General features: G+C 70.1%; 18 protein-coding genes. All 18 read right to left on the bottom strand.

Going from position 1 to position 19445, the window contains the following annotated elements; all coding sequences use genetic code 11:
* Positions 1 to 84: 84 nt before the first annotated feature.
* Positions 85 to 900 carry a F0F1 ATP synthase subunit delta gene (locus tag ACIRO3_RS01600; protein WP_404131487.1) on the bottom strand — a complete coding sequence of 272 codons (816 nt, stop codon included), beginning with the start codon at positions 898 to 900 and terminating at the stop codon, positions 85 to 87.
* Positions 897 to 1442 carry a F0F1 ATP synthase subunit B gene (locus ACIRO3_RS01605; protein WP_267798008.1) on the bottom strand — a complete coding sequence of 182 codons (546 nt, stop codon included), beginning with the start codon at positions 1440 to 1442 and terminating at the stop codon, positions 897 to 899. Before ACIRO3_RS01605 ends, ACIRO3_RS01600 begins: the two co-directional genes overlap by 4 nt.
* 40 nt (positions 1443 to 1482) lie before the next feature.
* On the bottom strand, positions 1483 to 1731 hold the full coding sequence (locus ACIRO3_RS01610; RefSeq protein WP_030008695.1) for an ATP synthase subunit C: 249 nt from the start codon (positions 1729 to 1731) through the stop codon (positions 1483 to 1485).
* Between the two features lie 78 nt (positions 1732 to 1809).
* The gene (gene atpB, locus ACIRO3_RS01615; RefSeq protein ID WP_361771229.1) at positions 1810 to 2631 is read right to left on the bottom strand and encodes a F0F1 ATP synthase subunit A; all 822 of its coding nucleotides are present in this window, start codon (positions 2629 to 2631) and stop codon (positions 1810 to 1812) included.
* Between the two features lie 225 nt (positions 2632 to 2856).
* Positions 2857 to 3303: a hypothetical protein gene (locus ACIRO3_RS01620; protein WP_267798009.1), complete on the bottom strand. Its 447-nt coding sequence runs from the start codon at positions 3301 to 3303 to the stop codon at positions 2857 to 2859.
* Between the two features lie 276 nt (positions 3304 to 3579).
* Positions 3580 to 4926, bottom strand: a complete 1347-nt coding sequence (locus ACIRO3_RS01625) for an MraY family glycosyltransferase (RefSeq protein ID WP_267798033.1) — start codon at positions 4924 to 4926, stop codon at positions 3580 to 3582.
* Positions 4927 to 5030: 104 nt separating this feature from the next.
* The gene (glyA, locus tag ACIRO3_RS01630) at positions 5031 to 6260 is read right to left on the bottom strand and encodes a serine hydroxymethyltransferase (RefSeq protein ID WP_366147175.1); all 1230 of its coding nucleotides are present in this window, start codon (positions 6258 to 6260) and stop codon (positions 5031 to 5033) included.
* Positions 6261 to 6350: 90 nt separating this feature from the next.
* Positions 6351 to 7004 carry a low molecular weight phosphatase family protein gene (locus tag ACIRO3_RS01635; RefSeq protein WP_053677427.1) on the bottom strand — a complete coding sequence of 218 codons (654 nt, stop codon included), beginning with the start codon at positions 7002 to 7004 and terminating at the stop codon, positions 6351 to 6353.
* The gene (locus ACIRO3_RS01640; RefSeq protein WP_053677425.1) at positions 7001 to 7648 is read right to left on the bottom strand and encodes an L-threonylcarbamoyladenylate synthase; all 648 of its coding nucleotides are present in this window, start codon (positions 7646 to 7648) and stop codon (positions 7001 to 7003) included. Before ACIRO3_RS01640 ends, ACIRO3_RS01635 begins: the two co-directional genes overlap by 4 nt.
* Before the next feature lie 46 nt (positions 7649 to 7694).
* The gene (gene prmC, locus ACIRO3_RS01645) at positions 7695 to 8540 is read right to left on the bottom strand and encodes a peptide chain release factor N(5)-glutamine methyltransferase (protein ID WP_361771224.1); all 846 of its coding nucleotides are present in this window, start codon (positions 8538 to 8540) and stop codon (positions 7695 to 7697) included.
* Positions 8541 to 8592: 52 nt separating this feature from the next.
* Positions 8593 to 9672, bottom strand: a complete 1080-nt coding sequence (gene prfA, locus ACIRO3_RS01650) for a peptide chain release factor 1 (protein WP_361771222.1) — start codon at positions 9670 to 9672, stop codon at positions 8593 to 8595.
* A 108-nt stretch (positions 9673 to 9780) separates the two neighbouring features.
* The gene (gene rpmE, locus ACIRO3_RS01655) at positions 9781 to 9999 is read right to left on the bottom strand and encodes a 50S ribosomal protein L31 (protein WP_361771220.1); all 219 of its coding nucleotides are present in this window, start codon (positions 9997 to 9999) and stop codon (positions 9781 to 9783) included.
* A gap of 190 nt (positions 10000 to 10189) precedes the next feature.
* Complete coding sequence (locus tag ACIRO3_RS01660) at positions 10190 to 11296, bottom strand: LCP family protein (RefSeq protein ID WP_361771218.1); 1107 nt, start codon at positions 11294 to 11296, stop codon at positions 10190 to 10192.
* Positions 11297 to 11667: 371 nt separating this feature from the next.
* Positions 11668 to 13836: a transcription termination factor Rho gene (rho, locus tag ACIRO3_RS01665; RefSeq protein WP_404131491.1), complete on the bottom strand. Its 2169-nt coding sequence runs from the start codon at positions 13834 to 13836 to the stop codon at positions 11668 to 11670.
* 475 nt (positions 13837 to 14311) lie between these two features.
* Positions 14312 to 15238: a homoserine kinase gene (gene thrB / locus ACIRO3_RS01670; RefSeq protein WP_053677412.1), complete on the bottom strand. Its 927-nt coding sequence runs from the start codon at positions 15236 to 15238 to the stop codon at positions 14312 to 14314.
* A 315-nt stretch (positions 15239 to 15553) separates the two neighbouring features.
* Positions 15554 to 16624, bottom strand: a complete 1071-nt coding sequence (gene thrC / locus ACIRO3_RS01675; RefSeq protein WP_361771213.1) for a threonine synthase — start codon at positions 16622 to 16624, stop codon at positions 15554 to 15556.
* Between the two features lie 6 nt (positions 16625 to 16630).
* Positions 16631 to 17923 (bottom strand): homoserine dehydrogenase, encoded by a 1293-nt coding sequence (locus tag ACIRO3_RS01680; protein ID WP_365999288.1) that lies wholly within the window; start codon positions 17921 to 17923, stop codon positions 16631 to 16633.
* Positions 17924 to 18047: 124 nt separating this feature from the next.
* The gene (lysA, locus tag ACIRO3_RS01685) at positions 18048 to 19439 is read right to left on the bottom strand and encodes a diaminopimelate decarboxylase (RefSeq protein ID WP_404131494.1); all 1392 of its coding nucleotides are present in this window, start codon (positions 19437 to 19439) and stop codon (positions 18048 to 18050) included.
* Positions 19440 to 19445: the final 6 nt, after the last annotated feature.

The following is a 19445-nucleotide window of genomic DNA, read 5'->3' on the forward strand; positions in this document are numbered from 1 at the left end:
CTGGGGGCGACCCCCAGGAATCTTCTGCAAGTTCTGCACGGCCCAACCGGGCCGCTAGGAATGCTTTGTTCTATTGGTGGCTGGTCAGCCGGCCATGCGGCGGGTCGCCTCGGAGAGGCGGTCCGCGATGGTGCCGTCGATGACCTCGTCGCCGACCCGCACCACGATCCCGCCGAGGACCGAGGGGTCCACGTCGAGGTTGAGGTGCATCTGGCGGCCGTACAGCTTGGCCAGCACCGCGCCGAGACGCTGCTTCTGCGCGTCGCTGAGCGGAACCGCGGTGGTCACGATGGCGACCATGCGGTTGCGGCGCTCGGCGGCGAGCGTGGAAAGGGAGTCGAGTCCCGCTTCCAGGCTACGTCCACGCGGGTGCGTGACGAGTCGGGTCACCAGTCGCTCGGTGACCGCGTTCGCCTTGCCGCCGAGCAGGCTGCGCAGCAGCTCGCCCTTGGCGGCGGGGGTGGCCGCCCGATCGGTCAGCGCGGAGCGCAGCCCGGTGTTCGAGGCGACGATCCGGCCGAACCGGAACAGCTCGTCCTCGACGTCGTCGAGCCCGTTCGCCTGCTGGGCCGCGGTGAGGTCGGCGGTCGCCGCCAGCGCCTCCAGCGAGTCCACCAGGTCGCGGGACTGCGACCAGCGGGAGCGGGCCATGCCGGACACCAGGTCGAGGGTCTCCCCGCCCACCTGGTCCGCCAGCAGTCGACCCACGAGCTCGGCCTTGGCCTCGCCGGGCTGCGCCGGGTCCGTGATGACCCGACGCAGCGAGACCTCACGGTCGAGCAGCGCGGTGACGGCAGCCAGCTCACCGGCGAGCTTCGTCGCGTCGACGGACGTGTTGTCCATCAGCGCGTCGAGACGCTCACGCGCGGAGGCCAGTGCCTCGCGGCTCGCTCCGTTCATCGGGCGGCCTCGGCCTTCTCCTCGAGCTCGCCGAGGAAACGGTCGATCGTGCGGCTCTGTCGGGCGTGGTCCTCAAGGGACTCGCCGACGAGCTTTCCGGCCAGGTCGGTGGCGAGCTTGCCCACGTCCTGACGCAGTGCCTGCGAGGCGGCCTTGCGGTCCGCCGCGATCTGGGCGTGGCCGGCAGCGATGATCTCCTCACGCTGCCGCTGGCCCTCTGCGCGCAGTTCTTCCTTGAGCGCAGTGCCCTGCTCCAGCGCTTCCTGGCGCAGGCGCGCGGCCTCGTGCCGGGCCTCGGCGAGCTGAGCCTTGTACTGCTCGAGCACGCTCTGGGCCTCGGTCTGGGCTGCCTCGGCCTTCTCGATGCCACCCTCGATGGCCTCGCGACGCTCTTCCAGAACCTTGTTGATGTTCGGGAGGAGCTTCTTCGCGAGGAAACCGAAGACGATGACAAAGGCGATCAGGCCGATGACAAGCTCGGGGATCGGCGGGATGAGGGGGTTTTCCGCCTCTTCGGCCGCGAGCTGAACCAGAGGGTTCACATCAGTGCCTTCCGTCTAAAGGGTCTGTTCGCTACCGGGATCAGGAGGTCGGGTAGACGAACGGCATGACCAGACCGATGAGGGCGAGCGCCTCACAGAAGGCGAAGCCGAGGATCTGGTTGGCGCGGATCAGGCCGGCGGCCTCGGGCTGGCGGGCCAGCGCCTGGGTGCCGTTACCGAAGATGATGCCGACGCCGACGCCGGGGCCGATGGCCGCGAGGCCGTAACCGATGGAGCCGAGGTTGCCCTTGATTTCGACGCCAGCAGCGAGGGTCTGGAGAGCGGACATGCCGGTTCTTCCTTCTCTTTCATGGACCGGTGGGGGTTGGCCACCGGACGACTGTTGGTTTGGGGGTGGGGCGGCCGGTCAGTGGTGCTCGGCGACGGCGCCCTGAATGAAGCTGCAGGCCAGCAGCACGAAGACGTAGGCCTGGACAGCCTGGATGAAGAGCTCGAACGCGGTCATCACGATGACCATCACGAACGACACACCCGCGTAGGCGATGCCGATTCCGTTCAGCAGGTACCAGCTGGCGATCGTGAAGAGCAGCAGCAGGGTGTGGCCGGCGAACATGTTCGCGAAGAGACGGACCGCGTGCGTGAACGGTCGGACGATCACGTTCGAGAAGAACTCGATCAGCATGACCAGCGGCAGGATCCCGCCGAGCGACTTGTCGTAGCCCGTGAGGTTCTTCAGACCGCCGACGAAGCCGTGGCGCTTGAAGGTGACCGACATCCACATGAAGTAGATGACGAGGGCGAGACCCGCCGGGTACGCGATGACCGCGGTCACCGGGAACTGCGCGAGCGGGACGATCGACCAGAGGTTCAGCATCCAGACGAAGAAGAACGTCGCGACCATGAAGGGGACGTACTTCTCGCCTTCCTTCTTGCCGAGCGTCTCGTAGACGATCCCGCGGCGCACGAAGTCGTAACCGGCTTCGGCGATCATCTGGAGCTTTCCGGGAACCAACTTCGGCTTGCGGAAGGCGGCCCAGAAGAATCCGACGATGATGATCGACCCGAGCAGGGCCAACAGCATCGTCTTGTTGAAGTAGACGGTGCCGTCGATGTCGCCGAAGATCGGCTCGAACAGGAACGAGTGCAGGCCAGGAGCCGGGAAGCCACAGCCGTCGAAGATGTGGCAATCGGTCTCGAAGGCGAGCACCTGCGTCGGGTCAGCACTCACCGCGGGCTCCTTCAGCGTGGCGCATAGGTACGGCAACCTCGTTGTGTCGGCGCGGCGCACAGCCGCGGTTCGGCACGGGACTGGTCTTACGGATGTGGGGGCGGCTTGCAGGCAGTGAGCCTCGCGTTGAAGCAGGCGTCAGCTCAGATGCCTGCGCCCGCGATGCCGCAGTTGGCACCGGACGATAGCAGCATCTCGAACGCGCACTTATTCCGCCCCTACCGTTCACGAAGAGGACCCCGTGTTTTCGGGCTTCTCACCCTTGTCACGCTTGGCGGACTCGGGCTCGACGTAAAGGATCTTGGCCTTCATGTGCGCGCGCGTCTGCGCGGCGATCCAAGCAAGGGTCGCCGCGACGATGGTGATCGCGAATGCCCTGGGATTGAACAGCGTCGTGTTCTTGAACACGGCGACGAAGACGAAGAGCAGCAGGATCTGGGTCGTGTAGAGCGCCAGACCCATCATCTGGAACAGATGCGGCAGCGATCGTGCCGTCCGCTGCAGGATGACAAAACCGATCCCCATGAACAGGATCACGACGATCGTGGCCATGACGGCCCCGAGAGCCCCCTTCCCGCCGGCGACCACGCCGCTGACGGCGGCGGCCACGAGGCCGACCACAGCGGTGGGTACCGCGGTATGCAAAAGGGATCGGGCGTCATCGGACAGCATGGCGCATGGCTCCGCGTGATGGTGGGGGTATACGGGACTCGTACGGGACGAGCGTAAGCCCGGTCCGAGTGAGAGCCTCGGGCCAATGGACCGTCGCACTACGGTCCTTCGGCTCTGTCGCCGGGTTTAGTGAACGGTATCACAAAGTATTTGATGAGAGCTTTACCCGGTAGGTGTGCTGACTGTCACACATGAGAGTGACCCTGCGCGTGTGTGCAGGACAGCCAGCCGACTTGCCTGGTAAAGGGAGTTCATGTCGGACATGCACCTGCGGCGTCAGCGCGCGGAACCGGCCTTACGCCGGTCGGGGAGGCGCGAACGGGGGCCAATGGCGGTCGCGCCGTTGACGCCGGACACTCCGGCCGCGATCGGGCGGGCCGGCTCCGGCTCCGTGCCCGTCGCGTCCCGCGCGGCCGCCTCGGCCGCCGCCTCCGCGGCGCGCTCCGCGTGCCGGTAGCGCGGCGGGACGAGACCCTCCGCCCACCTCGGCGCGCGCGGGGTGAACCGCGGCAGCAGCAGGAGCACGAGGCCCAGGGCGCTGAGCGCCGCGATGGCGAGCACGATCCACATCGAGGTGGAGTGCACGGAGTAGGCCACCGCCCCGAAGGCGATCAGTCCCGACCAGAAGTACATGATCAGCACCGCGCGGCTGTGCGAGTGCCCGAGCTCCAGCAGTCGGTGGTGCAGGTGCCCGCGGTCGGCCGCGAACGGGGACTGGCCCTTCCAGGTGCGCCTGACGACGGCCAGCACCAGGTCGGCCATCGGGATCGCGATGATCGTCAGCGGCAGCACCAGCGGGATGAAGACCGGCAACATCGCGTGGGTGGCGTTGCGCTCACCACCCGCGAACAGGGCCATGGTGTCGGGGTCCACCTGCCCGGTGATCGAAATGGCCGAGGCGGCCAGCACCAGGCCGATCAGCATCGAGCCGGAGTCGCCCATGAAGATGCGGGCCGGGTGCATGTTGTGCGGCAGGAAGCCGAGGCACATGCCCATCAGGATCGCGGCGAAGAGGGTCGCGGGGGCCGCCGCCTCGATGCCGTAGCCGAACCAGATCCGGTACGCGTAGAGGAAGAAGGCGCCGGTCGTGATGCAGACCATGCCGGCGGCCAGCCCGTCGAGGCCGTCCACGAAGTTCACCGCGTTGATCGTGAGCACGACGAGGGCGACGGTGAGCAGGTTGCCCTGCCACTGCGTGAGGGCGACGGTTCCGATGAAGGGGACCGGGATCCACAGGATCGTCAGACCCTGGATGACCATCACGCCCGCGGCGATCATCTGGGCGCCGAGCTTGATCAGGGCGTCGATCTCGAACTTGTCGTCGAGGACCCCCACCAGCCAGATCAGCGCCGCTCCGGAGAGCAGCGCCCGCGGTTCGTTCGAGGCGGTGAACACCGCGTTGAGGTTCTGCAGGTGGTCGGCGACCAGCAGGCCCGCGCACAGACCGCCGAACATCGCGATGCCGCCGAGCCGTGGCGTCGGTTCCCGGTGCACGTCACGCGCGCGCACCTCCGGCATGGCCCCGGCCGCGATCGCGAACTTCCGCACGGGCCCGGTCAGCAGGTAGGTCACCGCGACCGTGACGCACAGCGTCAGCAGATATTCACGCACGGGCTGCCCCAGATGTATCGCCGGCCATCTCAGCCCCACACATTAGCTGCGATGTACCCCGCTTCGAGGACGCGCGGGGAGGCTATCGCGGTTGCGGTACGCCCGGCTTGTCCCTGTCAGTACCCATACGGTGGAAATTCTCGTGTCAGTTCTTCGACCCCCGTACGGGTTTTCGCGGCTTCCCCGTGAAGGGCGGCCGTAAACAGTGCTCCGATCCGCCTCATTTCCGCCCCGCCCATGCCCTGGGAGGTCACGGCCGCCGTACCGAGGCGCAGCCCGCGCTGTTCGCCGTACGGGAGGGCGCAGGTGTCCAGCACGATTCCGGCGGCGGCCAGCCGACCCCGCGCGGTCGGGCCGTCCGGTCCGAGGGGGGCGGGATCGACGCTGATCAGGTGGGTGTCGGTGCCCCCGGTCGTCACGAGGAAGCCGTCCGACTCCAGTTCCTCGGCGAGCGCCCGGGCGTTGGCGACCACCCGGTGGGCGTACGTGGTGAAGGCGGGTCCGGCGGCCTCCCCGAAGGCCACCGCCTTCGCGGCGATGGTGTGCATCTGGGCGCCGCCCTGGGTGAAGGGGAACACCGCCCGGTCCACCCGTTCCGCGAACTCGTCGCCGCACAGGATCATCCCGCCGCGCGGACCGCGCAGCACCTTGTGCGTGGTCGCGCAGATCACGTCCGCGTACGGGACGGGGCTGGGGGCCGCCCCGCCGGCGACCAGGCCGATCGGGTGCGCGGCGTCCACGATCAGGAAGGCCCCGACCTCGTCGGCGATCTGCCGGAACACCGCGTACTCGGGGTGGCGGGGATAGCAGATCGAGCCACAGACGATGGCCTTGGGACGGTGCCGGCGGGCGAGCTCGTGGACCTGCTCGTAGTCGATGAGGCCCGTCGCGGCGTCCACGCCGTAGCCGACGAACTCGAACCACCGGCCGGAGAAGTTCGCGGGTGAGCCGTGGGTCAGGTGCCCTCCGTAGGGGAGGCCCATCGCCAGGACCGTGTCACCGGGGCGCAGCAGCGCGGCGTACGCGGCGAGGACGGCGGAGGAACCGGAGTGCGGCTGCACATTGGCGTGATCCACCCCGAACAGGGCCCGGGCCCGCTCGACGGCGATCCGCTCGGCCAGGTCGGCGTACTCGCAGCCGCCGTGGTGGCGGGCGCCCGGGTATCCCTCGGCGTACTTGTTGGCGAGGGCCGATCCGAGGGCGGTGAGCACGGCGGGCGAGGTGAAGTTCTCGGCGGCGCTCAGCTGGAGGGTGTCGGCCTGCCGTCGGGCCTCCCCGGCGAGCACGTCGGCCATTTGCGGGTCCTGCCGCCGCAGCAGGTCCGTGGGCTGGGTGATGACGCTCATGGCGCGACTCCAGAGGCGTGTACCGGGTACGCCCACTGTAGGTCCGCGATGCCCGTCGCGCCTTGCGGCGCCCGCCGCGCGGGTGAGTCCTCAGCGCCCTGCGGTGACGCCCGTCAGGGCCGTGACCACGGGGTCCAGCGCCTGGTTGATCTCGTCGCCGATGGAGCGGAAGAAGGTGATGGGGGCCCCGTACGGGTCGTACACCTCGTCCGCGTCCGGCGAGGGGGCCAGCAGCCAGCCGCGCAGCGCGGCGGCGGCCCGTACCAGGGCGCGGGCGCGCTCCGCCATGCCGTCGTCCAGCGGCGGCAGGGTGGCCGGATCTATCGCCCGCACGAGCCGGGTGAACTCCTTCAGCGTGAAGGTCCGCAGTCCCGCCGAGTGGCCCATGGAGATGACCTGGGCCCGGTGGTCCCGGGTCGCGGTGAGCACCAGGTCGGCGCGTATGACGTGCTCGTCCAGCAGCTCGCGGCCGGTGAACCCGGAGGCGTCGGCCCCGAAGTCGGCGAGGACGGCGGCGGCGTTGGCCTCCATCGGCGCCCCCTCGTGGCCCCACGTGCCGGCGCTCTCCACGATGAGGTCCCCGGTCACGGGGCCGCCGAGGCGGTGCGAGAGGGCGTGCCGCGTCAGCCGCTCGGTGATGGGCGAGCGGCACACGTTGCCGGTGCTGACGTGGAGTATGCGGAAGGAGCCGCCCCCGGCCACGGCCGGGAGGTGTCCTGCTATGCCACGCCCCTCAGGGCTCACGGGGCCACCTCGAGGTCGGGTACGACCTCCCGCAGCTGGTCCGCGGTCAGCGCGCCCTCGCGCAGCAGGACCGGAACCTTCCCGGTGACATCGACGATCGACGACGGCTGGATGCCGGGGGTCGGCCCGCCGTCCAGGTACACGGACACGGAGTCGCCCAGCATCTCGCGGGCCGCGTCGCAGTCCTCCGGGGCCGGGTGCCCGGTCAGGTTCGCCGAGGACACGGCCATCGGGCCGACCTCGGTCAGCAACTCGATCGCGACGGGGTGCAGGGGCATCCGCACGGCCACGGTCCCGCGGGTCTCCCCCAGGTCCCAGGCCAGCGACGGCTGGTGCTTGGCGACCAGGGTCAGCGCGCCCGGCCAGAAGGCGTCGACGAGCTCCCAGGCCTGCTCGGAGAAGTCCGTGACCAGGCCGTGCAGGGTGTTCGGCGAGCCGATGAGGACCGGGGTGGGCATGTTGCGGCCGCGCCCCTTGGCGGCGAGCAGGTCACCGACGGCCTCGGCGCTGAAGGCGTCCGCGCCGATCCCGTACAGGGTGTCGGTGGGCAGCACGACGAGCTCGCCGCGGCGCACGGCGGATGCGGCTTCGCGCAGACCCGTCTTGCGGTCCGTCGCGTCGTTGCAGTCGTATCGCCGGGCCATCAGCGGGGCTCCTCAAGCAGCGGGGTGGTGGCGGTAAGGGGCGCGCTCACGGCAGGGCCTTGCGGGCGGTCGCGAAGCGCGGGCGGTTGTTGAGGTCGGGGTGGTCGGCCGCGTCGGCCCAGCCCCGCTCCTCGGCGAAGATCCACGGGACCTGGCCGCCCTGGGTGTCGGCGTGCTCGATGACGACGATCCCGCCCGGTCGCAGCAGCCGGTGGGCGGTGCGCTCGATGCCGCGGATGGTGTCGAGGCCGTCCTCGCCGGAGAACAGCGCCATCTCGGGGTCGTGGTCGCGGGCCTCGGGGGCGACGTACTCCCACTCGGTGAGCGGGATGTACGGCGGGTTGGAGATCACCAGGTCCACCTGGCCGTCCAGCTCGGGCAGCGCGCTCAGCGCGTCGCCCTGGTGGACGGTGACCCGGGAGCCCTCGGCGTTCTTGCGGGTCCACTGGAGGGCGTCCTCGGACAGCTCGACCGCGTGCACGCGCGAGCGCGGCACCTCCTGCGCCATGGCCAGGGCGATGGCCCCGGAGCCGGCGCACAGGTCCACGATCAGCGGTTCGACGACGTCCATGGCCCGGACGGCCTGTATGGCCCAGTCCACGACCGACTCGGTCTCGGGCCGGGGCACGAAGACCCCGGGGCCGACCTGGAGCTCCAGGTACCGGAAGAAGGCGCGGCCGGTGATGTGCTGGAGCGGCTCGCGGGCCTCGCGCCGGGCGACGGTCTCCCAGTACCGGGCGTCGAAGTCGACGTCCTTGACGTGGTGCAGTTCCCCCCGTTTGACGCCGTGCACGAAGGCCGCGAGTTCCTCGGCGTCGAAGCGCGGTGAGGGCACGCCGGCGGCGGCCAGCCGCTGGGTGGCCTGGGCCACCTCGGCAAGCAGCAAGTTCACGCTGGTCCTCCGGGCTGCTGTCGTACGGGGGGTGGTGCGGGTCGGTCGTGGATCAGTGAGCGGCCGCGAGCTTGGCCGCGGAGTCGGTGTCGACGCAGGCCTGGATGACCGGGTCGAGGTCACCGTCGAGCACCTGGTCCAAGTTGTACGCCTTGAAGCCGGTCCGGTGGTCCGAGATCCGGTTTTCCGGGTAGTTGTACGTGCGGATCTTCTCGGACCGGTCCACGCTGCGCACCTGGCTGCGGCGCACGTCGGAGGCCTCCTGCTCGGCGGCTTCCTGGGCCGCGGCGAGCAGCCGCGAACGCAGGATGCGCATCGCCTGCTCCTTGTTCTGGAGCTGGCTCTTCTCGTTCTGGCAGGACGCGACGACACCGGTCGGGACGTGCGTGATGCGCACGGCCGAGTCGGTGGTGTTGACGGACTGGCCGCCGGGGCCCGAGGAGCGGTACACGTCGATGCGGAGGTCGTTCATGTTGATCTCGACCTCCACCTCCTCGGCTTCCGGGGTGACGAGCACGCCGGCGGCGGAGGTGTGGATGCGGCCCTGGGACTCGGTGGCCGGTACGCGCTGGACGCGGTGCACGCCGCCCTCGTACTTCAGGCGGGCCCAGACGCCCTGGCCGGGCTCGGTCGCGCCGTTGCCGCCCTTGGTGCGGACGGAGACCTGGACGTCCTTGTAGCCGCCGAGCTCGGACTCGGTGGCGTCGATGATCTCGGTCTTCCAGCCCACGCGCTCGGCGTAGCGCAGGTACATGCGCAGCAGGTCGCCGGCGAACAGGGCGGACTCGTCGCCGCCCGCGCCCGCCTTGACCTCCAGGAGCACGTCCTTGTCGTCGCTGGGGTCGCGCGGAACGAGCAGCAGGCGGAGCTTCTCGGTGAGCTGTTCGCGCTGTGCGGTCAGTTCCTTGGCCTCGGCGGCGAAGTCCGGGTCGTCGGCCGCGAACTCCTTGGCCGTCGCGATGTCCTCGGCCGCCTGCTTCCACGCGCGGAAGGTGGCGACGATCGGCGTGAGCTCCGCGTAGCGCTTGTTCAGCTTGCGGGCGTTGGCCTGATCGGAGTGGACCGAAGGGTCGGCGAGCTTCTTTTCCAGATCGGCGTGCTCGCCGATCAGTTCCTCGACCGCCTCGAACATCGGGGGCTCCTGGAGATAAGTGAGAAAGGGCTGCGGGACGAGAAAGGCGCCGGCCCGGCTGCCCCCGTGTGAAACGGTGCGCAGCCGGGATCCGGCGCCGGAGGCTCGCTACTTCGAGCCGGCAGCCTTGCCGAAGCGGGCCTCGAAGCGGGCCACACGGCCACCGGTGTCGAGGATCTTCTGCTTGCCCGTGTAGAACGGGTGGCACTCGGAGCAGACCTCGGCACGAATGTTGCCTTCGGTCAGGGTGCTACGGGTGGTGAACGACGCGCCACAGGTGCAGCTGACCTGGGTCTCGACGTACTGGGGGTGAACATCGCGCTTCAAGGTGTCTCCTAGATTCGGGAGGGCGCCGGGTCGCAGGAGCCGAATTGCGCGCTGCGTGAACCGGGGCCGACAGACCAGTCTGCCAGGACCGGGCCGCCTGTCAAAATTCTGAGGACGCCCTCGTCAACAGGACGCGTCGGGCATCTATTCCGGCCGCCTGGAGAACCGTTCTGACCTGCGGTGAATCGCGTCAGGGGCTCTGCACGACGGACCCGGCCGCACCCTTGTCCCCCGCTGAGTTCGCCGTGGCCTCGGCCGGAATCGGCTGGTCGGCCAGCAGGGAGTCCCACACCATCTTGGACTCCTTGGTGAGCGGGACGACCCGGTTGGGGTCGACGGGGTCGCCGGCCACCGGCAGGGTGATCATCTGCATGTCCGCGCCGTCGATGCCCTGGAGTCCCTGCGCGAAGCCCATCAGGGACTTCACGTCACCGAGCGCCCGGTCGGTGGTGATCGCCTTGGTGGCGGAGTCCGCGAGGTCGAGCAGCCGCTTCGGGTTGTCGAAGACGCCGACGGTCTTGACCTGCTTGATCAGCGCCTTGATGAAGGCCTGCTGGAGCTGTATGCGTCCCAGGTCGCTGCCGTCGCCGACGCTCTTGCGGGTCCGGACGAGGCCGAGGGCCTGTTCACCGTCGAGCTTGTTGACGCCGGCCGGGAGGTTCAGGTGGCTGGCGCCGTCCTTGATCGGCTTGTTGGTGGTGACCTCGACGCCGCCGAGGTTGTCGATGATCTTCTTGAAGCCCGTGAAGTCGACCTCGATGTAGTGGTCCATGCGGATCCCCGACATCTTCTCCACGGTCTTCACCGCGCAGACGGCCCCGCCGACCGTGAAGGCCTCGTTGAACTGCGAGCGGTTGCCGCCCTTGTCCGTCTTGCCGTCCGAGGCCTCGCAGGAGGGCCGCTGCACGATGGTGTCGCGCGGTATCGACACCACGCTCGCCTTCTTGTGGCCCTCGTACAGGTGGATGATCATCGCGGTGTCGGAGCGGGCCGAGCCGCCGTCGTCGCGGCCGTACTCGCCGTTGGCCCCGCCGCGGGAGTCCGATCCGAGGACGAGGATGTCCATCGAGCCGTTGTCGACGTTCTGCGGGCGGTCGCTGCCGAGGGCCTGGTCGATGTCGACGCTCTTCAGGTTCCCGTTGAACTTGAAGTAGAAGTAGCCCAGTCCCCCGCCGCCCAGCACGACCACGCCGGCGGCCGTCCAGGCGACGACGGTGAGTGCCTTGCGCCGCCGCGGCGGCGGTTTGCGTCGGCGCCGTCCGCCTGCGGCGCGGCGCCCCGTGCTGTCCTGGCTCATGGTCTCCTCAGTCCTGCGTGCGGCGCCCGGCCCGGTCGGCCCGATCTCCCCCTGCTGCCCTTTGACACAGACGGGCTAACGTCCTCGAGGGTTCCACGCCCGCGGGTGTGGTCCGCTCGCCCCGCGGGCCGCGGGTCCGGGGGCCGACGCCGTGCGCCGGGGCGCTCGCCTGCGGTTTCCCGGCCGGCGGGGGCGGTGCGCACAGGGGTGCCGAAGGGGCGCGACTGTGTCGAACGTCGCACCGGGTGCCGACACCGTGTACGCCGCGTGTACGAACCGGCGTACGCCCGCGGCGCCGTACACGACGAAACCGCCCCGGCCGCGGAGTGCGGCGGGGGCGGTTTCGGTCGGACGTGCGGCTACGGCGACGGTCAGTCGTCGTTCTTGCCCGCGGGCGTCGTCTTGGCGATCTGCATCAGGAACTCGGCGTTCGACTTCGTCTGCTTCATCTTGTCGAGCAGCAGCTCGATCGCCTGCTGCGAGTCGAGGGCGTGCAGCACCCGACGCAGCTTCCAGACGATGGCGAGCTCTTCCGCGTTGAGGAGGATCTCCTCCTTGCGGGTGCCCGACGGGTCGACGTCGACGGCCGGGAAGATGCGCTTGTCGGCGAGCTTGCGGTCGAGCTTGAGCTCCATGTTGCCGGTGCCCTTGAACTCCTCGAAGATCACCTCGTCCATGCGCGAGCCGGTGTCGACCAGCGCGGTGGCCAGGATGGTCAGCGAGCCGCCGTCCTCGATGTTGCGCGCGGCACCGAAGAAGCGCTTCGGCGGGTACAGCGCGGTCGAGTCGACACCACCGGACAGGATGCGTCCGGAGGCGGGGGCGGCGAGGTTGTACGCGCGGCCCAGACGGGTGATGGAGTCCAGCAGGACGACCACGTCGTGACCCAGCTCGACGAGACGCTTGGCGCGCTCGATGGCCAGCTCGGCGACCGTGGTGTGGTCCTCGGCCGGACGGTCGAAGGTCGAGGAGATGACCTCGCCCTTGACCGACCGCTGCATGTCGGTGACCTCTTCCGGACGCTCGTCGACCAGGACGACCATCAGGTGGCACTCGGGGTTGTTGACCGTGATCGCGTTGGCGATCGCCTGCATGATCATGGTCTTGCCGGTCTTCGGCGGGGCCACGATCAGACCGCGCTGGCCCTTTCCGATCGGCGACACGAGGTCGATGATGCGGGTCGTCAGCACGCCCGGGTCGGTCTCCAGACGGAGCCGGTCCTGGGGGTACAGCGGGGTCAGCTTCTGGAACTCCGGGCGGCCTCGGCCGGATTCGGGCGCCATGCCGTTGACGGAGTCCAGCCGCACGAGGGCGTTGAACTTCTCGCGACGCTCGCCGTCCTTGGGCTGGCGGACCGCACCGGTGGTGTGGTCGCCCTTGCGGAGCCCGGCCTTGCGGACCTGCGCGAGGGAGACGTACACGTCGTTCGGGCCGGGCAGGTAGCCCGAGGTCCGGATGAACGCGTAGTTGTCGAGGATGTCGAGGATGCCCGCGACGGGGATCAGCACGTCGTCGTCGGCGACCTGCGGTTCGCTCGGCGCGAACTCGTCACGGCCACGACGGCCACGACGGTCGCGGTAGCGGCCACGACGGCCGCGCCGGCCGTCCTCGCCGTCGAAGTCGTCCTGGGGGCCGTTGTCCTGACGGTCCTGCCGGTCCTGACGACCCTGCTGGCCCTGGCCCTGGTTCTGACCCTGGCCCTGGCCGCGACCGCCCTGCTGCTGGCGGTCGCCGCGGTCCTGCCGGCCACCGGCCTGGCCGCCCTGGCCCTGACCCGCCTGGCCCTGACCGGTGGTCTGGGTCTGGCCGCCCTGGCCCTGACCCTGGCCGGCCTGGCCCTGGTCGTCGGCCTTGGCGCCGCGGTCACGGCGGTCGCGCCGACCGTCGCCGCGCTCGGCACGGTCGCCGCGGTCACGACGGTCACGGCGACCGCGACCCTCGCCGGCCTCCTGGGCCTGACCCTGTCCACCGGAGACGGCGGTCGCGGCCTCGGCCTTGACCTCGGTCTGCGCGGCGGGGGCGGTCTCGGTCTTCTGCTCGACCTGCACGGCGACGGGCGCCGCGGACTCCGGGCTTCCGGAGGGGGCGGTGGCGCGACGACGGCGGCGCTCGCCGGTCGGGGCTTCCTCTCCCGCACGCTCGGCATCGGCCGCGCGGGAGGGGCCACCCGCCGGCTGGCCCGGGATGTCGATCTGGGCCTGCTGCGGGGCCTTCTCCACGGGCGCCTCGGTGGCGACGTCACCCGTGCGGGCCTTGCTGGTGGCGCGGCGCTTCGGCTTGGCCTCGGCGGTGTCCGCGGCGGCGGCCTTGGGGGCGCTGCCGCCCGCCTGCGCCTCCTTGATGACCTCGATCAGCTGGCTCTTGCGCATGCGCGCGGTGCCCCTGATACCGAGGCCCGACGCGACCTGCTGCAGCTCGGCCAGGACCATGCCGTCGAGGCCGGTGCCGGAGCGGCGACGCTTGGGCGCGGCGCCCGCGGCGGGGGCACTGGTGTCGACGTTGGTGTCGGCAGCGCCCATCAGATCGGTGGTGTCGCTCACGAAGGGTCCTTCCCTGGAGCGGACGTCGGCCTGTCTGGCTCGGCGACCGGTTGTGCTGTCCGACAACGGGCCACGACTTGATGGGTCATGGACCGCGCCGGGGCGGTGGTCCGCCGATAGAGATACGGCGGAGAGAAACGTGCGTGGGTGGTTCCGGCGAGAAGCCCCCGAGCTGGAAGCGTGGGAATGTCACGCCGATTCCGGAGCGTGCTCGAAACTGCTGGCGACGATCAAAGCAGTCGGGGAGGCTCCCGGAAGAAAGGTGGTCCCGAATGGGGACACTGAGCACCGAGCCATGGCGGCTTCGGATGCGCACTTGAGACTAACACTACCGGATCCAACAGACATTCCCCCTCTCAATCACCGGCTGTAACGCCCTTCCCGGCGAGCGGCCTGCCCGACCGCCCGCCCTGGCCACTGGCCGGCCTTCCCCTTTCCGGCCGCGCCTTTTCGGCCGCGGCCATTCGGGAAAGGCTCAGCCGCCCTGCGTGCCCAGCGGAAGTACGCTCGCGCCCGCGGCGTCGAGGGCGAGCCGGTTCGCGGCCCACCCCTCGCCCGCGAGCCGCGCGACCTTGTCGGCCGCACCGTTGTCGACCAGCGCGAGGACCGTGGGGCCCGCGCCGGAGATGACCGCGGGAATGCCGTCCGCCCGCAGTCGGCCCACGAGTGCCACGCTCTCGGGCATCGCCGGGGACCGGTATTCCTGGTGCAGCCTGTCCTCGGTGGCGGGCAGCAGCAGCTCGGGACGCCTGGTCAGGGCTTCCACGAGCAGGCCCGCACGGCCCGCGTTGACGGCCGCGTCCACGTGCGGGACGGTGCGCGGCAGCAGCCCGCGCGCGGTCTCGGTCAGGACCGGCTTGGAGGGCACGAAGACCACCGGAACGATGGAATCGGCGGGCTCCATACGGATGGCCTTGGCGCTGCCGCCGTCCATCCAGGCGAGGGTGAAACCGCCGAGGAGACAGGCGGCGACGTTGTCGGGGTGGCCCTCGATCTCGGTGGCGAGTTCCAGCAGCGCGGCGTCGTCGAGCTTCGCCTCCCCGCCTATGGTCACCGCGCGGGCGGCGACGATGCCGGCGCAGATCGCGGCGGAGGAGGAGCCCAGGCCCCGACCGTGCGGGATCCGGTTGGCACAGACGACTTCCAGGCCGCGCGGCTGTCCGCCGAGCAGGTCGAAGGCGGTGCGCATGGAGCGCACGAGGAGGTGGCTCTCGTCGCGCGGGAGGGTGTCGGCGCCCTCACCGGCGATGTCGATGTTCAGGCCGGAGTCGGCGACCCGGACGACCACGTCGTCGTAGAGCCCCAGGGCCAGACCGAGGGCGTCGAAGCCCGGGCCGAGGTTGGCACTGCTGGCGGGGACGCGCACTCGTACGGCGGCGGCGCGGAACGCTGGACCTGCCATCGGTCGATGACACTCCTTGTGACTGTGCGAGATCTGGTGCTGGGCGGGATCTTCGCTGCGAATGTACTGGAGAACGTACGACACCCGAAGGCCCTCGGGGCAGCACCGGGTCATATGCGCGGTGGCGGATGTAAGTACAGCGTATCGAAGGAAGGTTCTCTCGCGACATAGGGCGCACAGGAGGCGCACGATGCGTGTCGTGTTCTTCCGCTGAATTCCGCTGGCTTTTGTGCCGTACGGACCGAGTTGCCGGATTCCGGGGACTTCCGGAATCCGGCGACTCGGCGAGGGATCCGGTCGGGCCGGATCCCGGGGTCAGATCAGACCGAGCCGGGCGGCCGCGGCCTCGGCGTCCACCGGAATGGTGACGGGCTGCGGGGCGCCCGCGACGGCCCAGTCGGGGTCCTTCAGGCCGTTGCCGGTGACCGTACAGACGATCTTCTGGCCGGGGTCGACCAGACCGAGTTCGGCGGCCTTGAGCAGGCCTGCCACCGAGGCGGCCGAGGCGGGCTCGACGAAGACGCCCTCCTGGGCGGCCAACAGGCGGTAGGCCGCGAGGATCTGGCGGTCCGTCACCTCGTCGATGAAGCCGCCCGACTCGTCCCGGGCCTGAAGGGCGAAGTCCCAGGAAGCCGGGTTGCCGATCCGGATCGCGGTGGCGATGGTGTGCGGCTCCTTGACGACCTCGCCGCGCACGATGGGCGCGGAACCGGAGGCCTGGAACCCCCACACGCGGGGCGTACGGGAGGACAGGCCGTCGGCCTTGTACTCCTTGAAGCCCTTCCAGTACGCGGTGATGTTGCCGGCGTTGCCGACGGGCAGCACGTGGATGTCCGGGGCGTCACCGAGCGCGTCGACGATCTCGAACGCGGCCGTCTTCTGCCCCTCGATGCGCACCGGATTGACGGAATTGACCAGCGCCACCGGGTAGTTGTCGGACAGCGCGCGGGCCAGGTCAAGGCAGTCGTCGAAGTTGCCGTCGACCTGAAGGATCTTGGCTCCGTGCACGAGGGCCTGGCCCATCTTGCCGAGCGCGATCTTGCCGCGCGGCACGAGGACGGCGCAGACCATGCCGGCGCGCACCGCGTAGGCCGCGGCCGAGGCCGAGGTGTTGCCGGTGGAGGCGCAGATGACGGCCTTGGCGCCCTCCTCCTTCGCCCGGGTGATCGCCATCGTCATGCCGCGGTCCTTGAACGAACCGGTGGGGTTGGCGCCCTCCACCTTCAGGTGGACCTCACAGCCCGTGCGCTCGGAGAGCAACTGGGCCGGAACGAGGGGAGTACCGCCCTCACGGAGCGTGACCACCGGAGTCGTGGCCGTGACCGGCAGGCGGTCCCGGTACTCCTCGATGATGCCGCGCCACTGGTGGGTGCGATTGCTGCTCATGGGTCCTTACTCCCCTTCAACACGCATGATGCTGGCGACACCGCGCACGGTGTCCAGCTTCCGCAGCGCGTCGACGGTCCCCGAGAGGGCCGCGTCGTGCGCGCGGTGGGTGACGACGACGAGGGAGGCCTCGCCGTCCTTGCCCTGCTGCCTGACGGTGTCGATCGAGACACCGTGCTCCGCGAACGTCGTCGCCACCTGGGCGAGGACGCCCGGCTTGTCCGCCACATCGAGGCTGATGTGGTAGCGCGTGACGACGTCGCCCATGGTGCTGACGGGCAGCTGGGTGTACGCCGACTCGCCGGGCCCCGTTGCCTCGGCGAGCTTGTTGCGGCAGACGGCGACGAGGTCGCCGAGGACCGCGGACGCGGTCGGGGCGCCGCCCGCGCCGGGCCCGTAGAACATGAGCCGGCCGGCGGCCTCCGCCTCGACGAAGACGGCGTTGTACGCCTCGCGCACGGATGCCAGCGGGTGGCTGAGCGGGATCATCGCGGGGTGCACGCGGGCGGTGACGGACTGGCCGTCGGCGGCGCGCTCCAGGATCGCGAGGAGCTTGATGGTGCAACCCATCCGCTTGGCGGAGGCGAAGTCCGCGGCGCTGACCTCGGTCATGCCCTCGCGGTAGACGTCGTCGAGGCGGACCCGGGTGTGGAAGGCGATGCCGGCGAGGATCGCTGCCTTGGCGGCGGCGTCGTAGCCCTCGACGTCGGCGGTCGGGTCGGCCTCGGCGTACCCGAGGGCGGTGGCCTCGTCGAGGGCCTCCTGGTAGCCGGCGCCGGTCGAGTCCATCTTGTCGAGGATGAAGTTCGTCGTGCCGTTGACGATGCCCATGACCCGGTTGATCTTGTCGCCGACGAGGGACTCGCGCATCGGACGGACCAGCGGGATGGCGCCGGCGACGGCCGCCTCGTAGTACAGGTCCAGCCCGGCGGTTTCGGCCGCGGCGTGCAGCGCCGCGCCGTCCTGGGCGAGCAGCGCCTTGTTGGCCGAGACCACGGAGATGCCGTGCTCGAAGGCGGTGTGGATCAGGGCGCGGGCCGGCTCGATGCCGCCGATGACCTCGATGGCGACGTCGATGTCACCGCGTTTGAGCAGGGCGGTCGCGTCGGTGGTGATGAGCGCCGGGTCGATGCCCTCGCGCACCTTGGAGGGACGGCGCACGGCCACGCCCGCGAGCTCGACGGGCGCGCCGATCCTGGCCGTGAGGTCTTCGGCGTGCGTCGTCATGATGCGCGCCACCTCTGAGCCGACCACTCCACAGCCCAGCAGCGCCACCTTCAGCGGACGCGTACGCATCATTCGACCTACGCCTTTCGATCTTCCATCGCTACCCGGAGCGCGGTTTGCGCACCAGGTGTGAACCAGTCTCACTCAATGGACAGCAGTTTCCATCCTCGGTCCATTGAGTGAGACGTCTATTTCATCATCCGAGGTCGAGACTCAGGAGATCCTCCTCCGTCTCGCGACGGACGATCACTCGCGCCTGTCCGTCGCGCACGGCGACGACGGGCGGACGGAGCGAGTGGTTGTAGTTGCTGGCCATGGAGCGGCAGTACGCGCCGGTCGCCGGTACGGCCAGCAGGTCGCCCGGGGCCAGGTCGGCCGGCAGGAACGCGTCCTTGACCACGATGTCACCGCTCTCGCAGTGCTTGCCGACGACGCGGACGAGCATCGGTTCGGCGTCGGAGACGCGCGAGACCAGGTTGACCGTGTACTCGGCGTCGTAGAGGGCGGTACGGATGTTGTCGGACATGCCGCCGTCGACGGACACGTACGTCCGCAGCCCCTCCAGCGGCTTGATCGTGCCCACCTCGTACAGGGTGAAGGCCGTCGGGCCGACGATCGCCCGTCCGGGTTCCACGGAGATCCGCGGGGCGCGCAGGCCGGCCGACTCGCACTCGCGGGCGACGATCTCGTGCAGGGCCTTGGCGATCTCGTGGGGCTCGCGCGGGTCGTCGGCGGAGGTGTAGGCGATGCCGAGGCCGCCGCCCAGGTCGATCTCCGGGAGTTCGACGCCGTGCTCGTCGCGGACGGCGGCCAGGAGCCGGACCACGCGCTTGGCCGACACCTCGAAGCCCGCCATGTCGAAGATCTGCGAGCCGATGTGGGAGTGGATGCCGAGCAGCTCCAGGCTGTCGTGCCCGAGCGCGCGGCGCACGGCCTCGGCGGCGGAGCCGTCGGCGACGGCGATGCCGAACTTCTGGTCCTCGTGTGCGGTGGCGATGAACTCGTGGGTGTGCGCCTCGACGCCGACGGTGACGCGGATCTGCACCGGCTGCCGTACGCCCAGCTCGCGCGCGATGTGCGCGACGCGGGCGATCTCCTGGTACGAGTCGAGGACGATCCGGCCGACGCCGGCCTCGATGGCGCGGGTGATCTCGGCGACGGACTTGTTGTTGCCGTGGAAGGCGATGCGCCCGGCGGGCATCTCGGCGGCGAGCGCCGTGGTCAGCTCGCCGCCGGAGCAGACGTCGAGGTTGAGCCCCTCTTCCTTGAGCCACTTCACGACGGCCTTGGAGAGGAACGCCTTGCCCGCGTAGAACACGTCCGCGTCGGGCCCGAAGGCATCCGCCCAGGCGCGGCAGCGGGCGCGGAAGTCCGCCTCGTCGAGGAAGAAGGCGGGCGTCCCGAACTCCTCGGCGAGCCGGGTGACTTCGACCTTGCCGACGCTGACCACGCCGTCGTCGCCACGCGTGACGGTGCGGGCCCAGACCTTCTCGTCGAGCGCGTTCAGGTCGGCGGGCGGCGGGGCGTAGTGGCCCTCGGGCATGACGTCGGCGTGGCGGGGGCCGGCGGGGTGCGCGGAACGGCTCATCGGAAT

The organism is Streptomyces sp. NPDC102278 (assembly GCF_044766345.1).
Lineage (GTDB): Bacteria > Actinomycetota > Actinomycetes > Streptomycetales > Streptomycetaceae > Streptomyces.

Coding starts and splice junctions, on each gene's coding strand:
- ACIRO3_RS01640 (WP_053677425.1), bottom strand. CDS start 7,648: ATGGCCCGGCGATACGACTGCAACGACGCGACGGACCGCAAGACGGGT.
- glyA (WP_366147175.1), bottom strand. CDS start 6,260: ATGAGCGTCATCACCCAGCCCACGGACCTGCTGCGGCGGCAGGACCCG.
- thrC (WP_361771213.1), bottom strand. CDS start 16,624: ATGAGCAGCAATCGCACCCACCAGTGGCGCGGCATCATCGAGGAGTAC.
- ACIRO3_RS01600 (WP_404131487.1), bottom strand. CDS start 900: ATGAACGGAGCGAGCCGCGAGGCACTGGCCTCCGCGCGTGAGCGTCTC.
- ACIRO3_RS01610 (WP_030008695.1), bottom strand. CDS start 1,731: ATGTCCGCTCTCCAGACCCTCGCTGCTGGCGTCGAAATCAAGGGCAAC.
- ACIRO3_RS01620 (WP_267798009.1), bottom strand. CDS start 3,303: ATGCTGTCCGATGACGCCCGATCCCTTTTGCATACCGCGGTACCCACC.
- prfA (WP_361771222.1), bottom strand. CDS start 9,672: ATGTTCGAGGCGGTCGAGGAACTGATCGGCGAGCACGCCGATCTGGAA.
- ACIRO3_RS01660 (WP_361771218.1), bottom strand. CDS start 11,296: ATGAGCCAGGACAGCACGGGGCGCCGCGCCGCAGGCGGACGGCGCCGA.
- lysA (WP_404131494.1), bottom strand. CDS start 19,439: ATGAGCCGTTCCGCGCACCCCGCCGGCCCCCGCCACGCCGACGTCATG.
- thrB (WP_053677412.1), bottom strand. CDS start 15,238: ATGGCAGGTCCAGCGTTCCGCGCCGCCGCCGTACGAGTGCGCGTCCCC.
- ACIRO3_RS01680 (WP_365999288.1), bottom strand. CDS start 17,923: ATGATGCGTACGCGTCCGCTGAAGGTGGCGCTGCTGGGCTGTGGAGTG.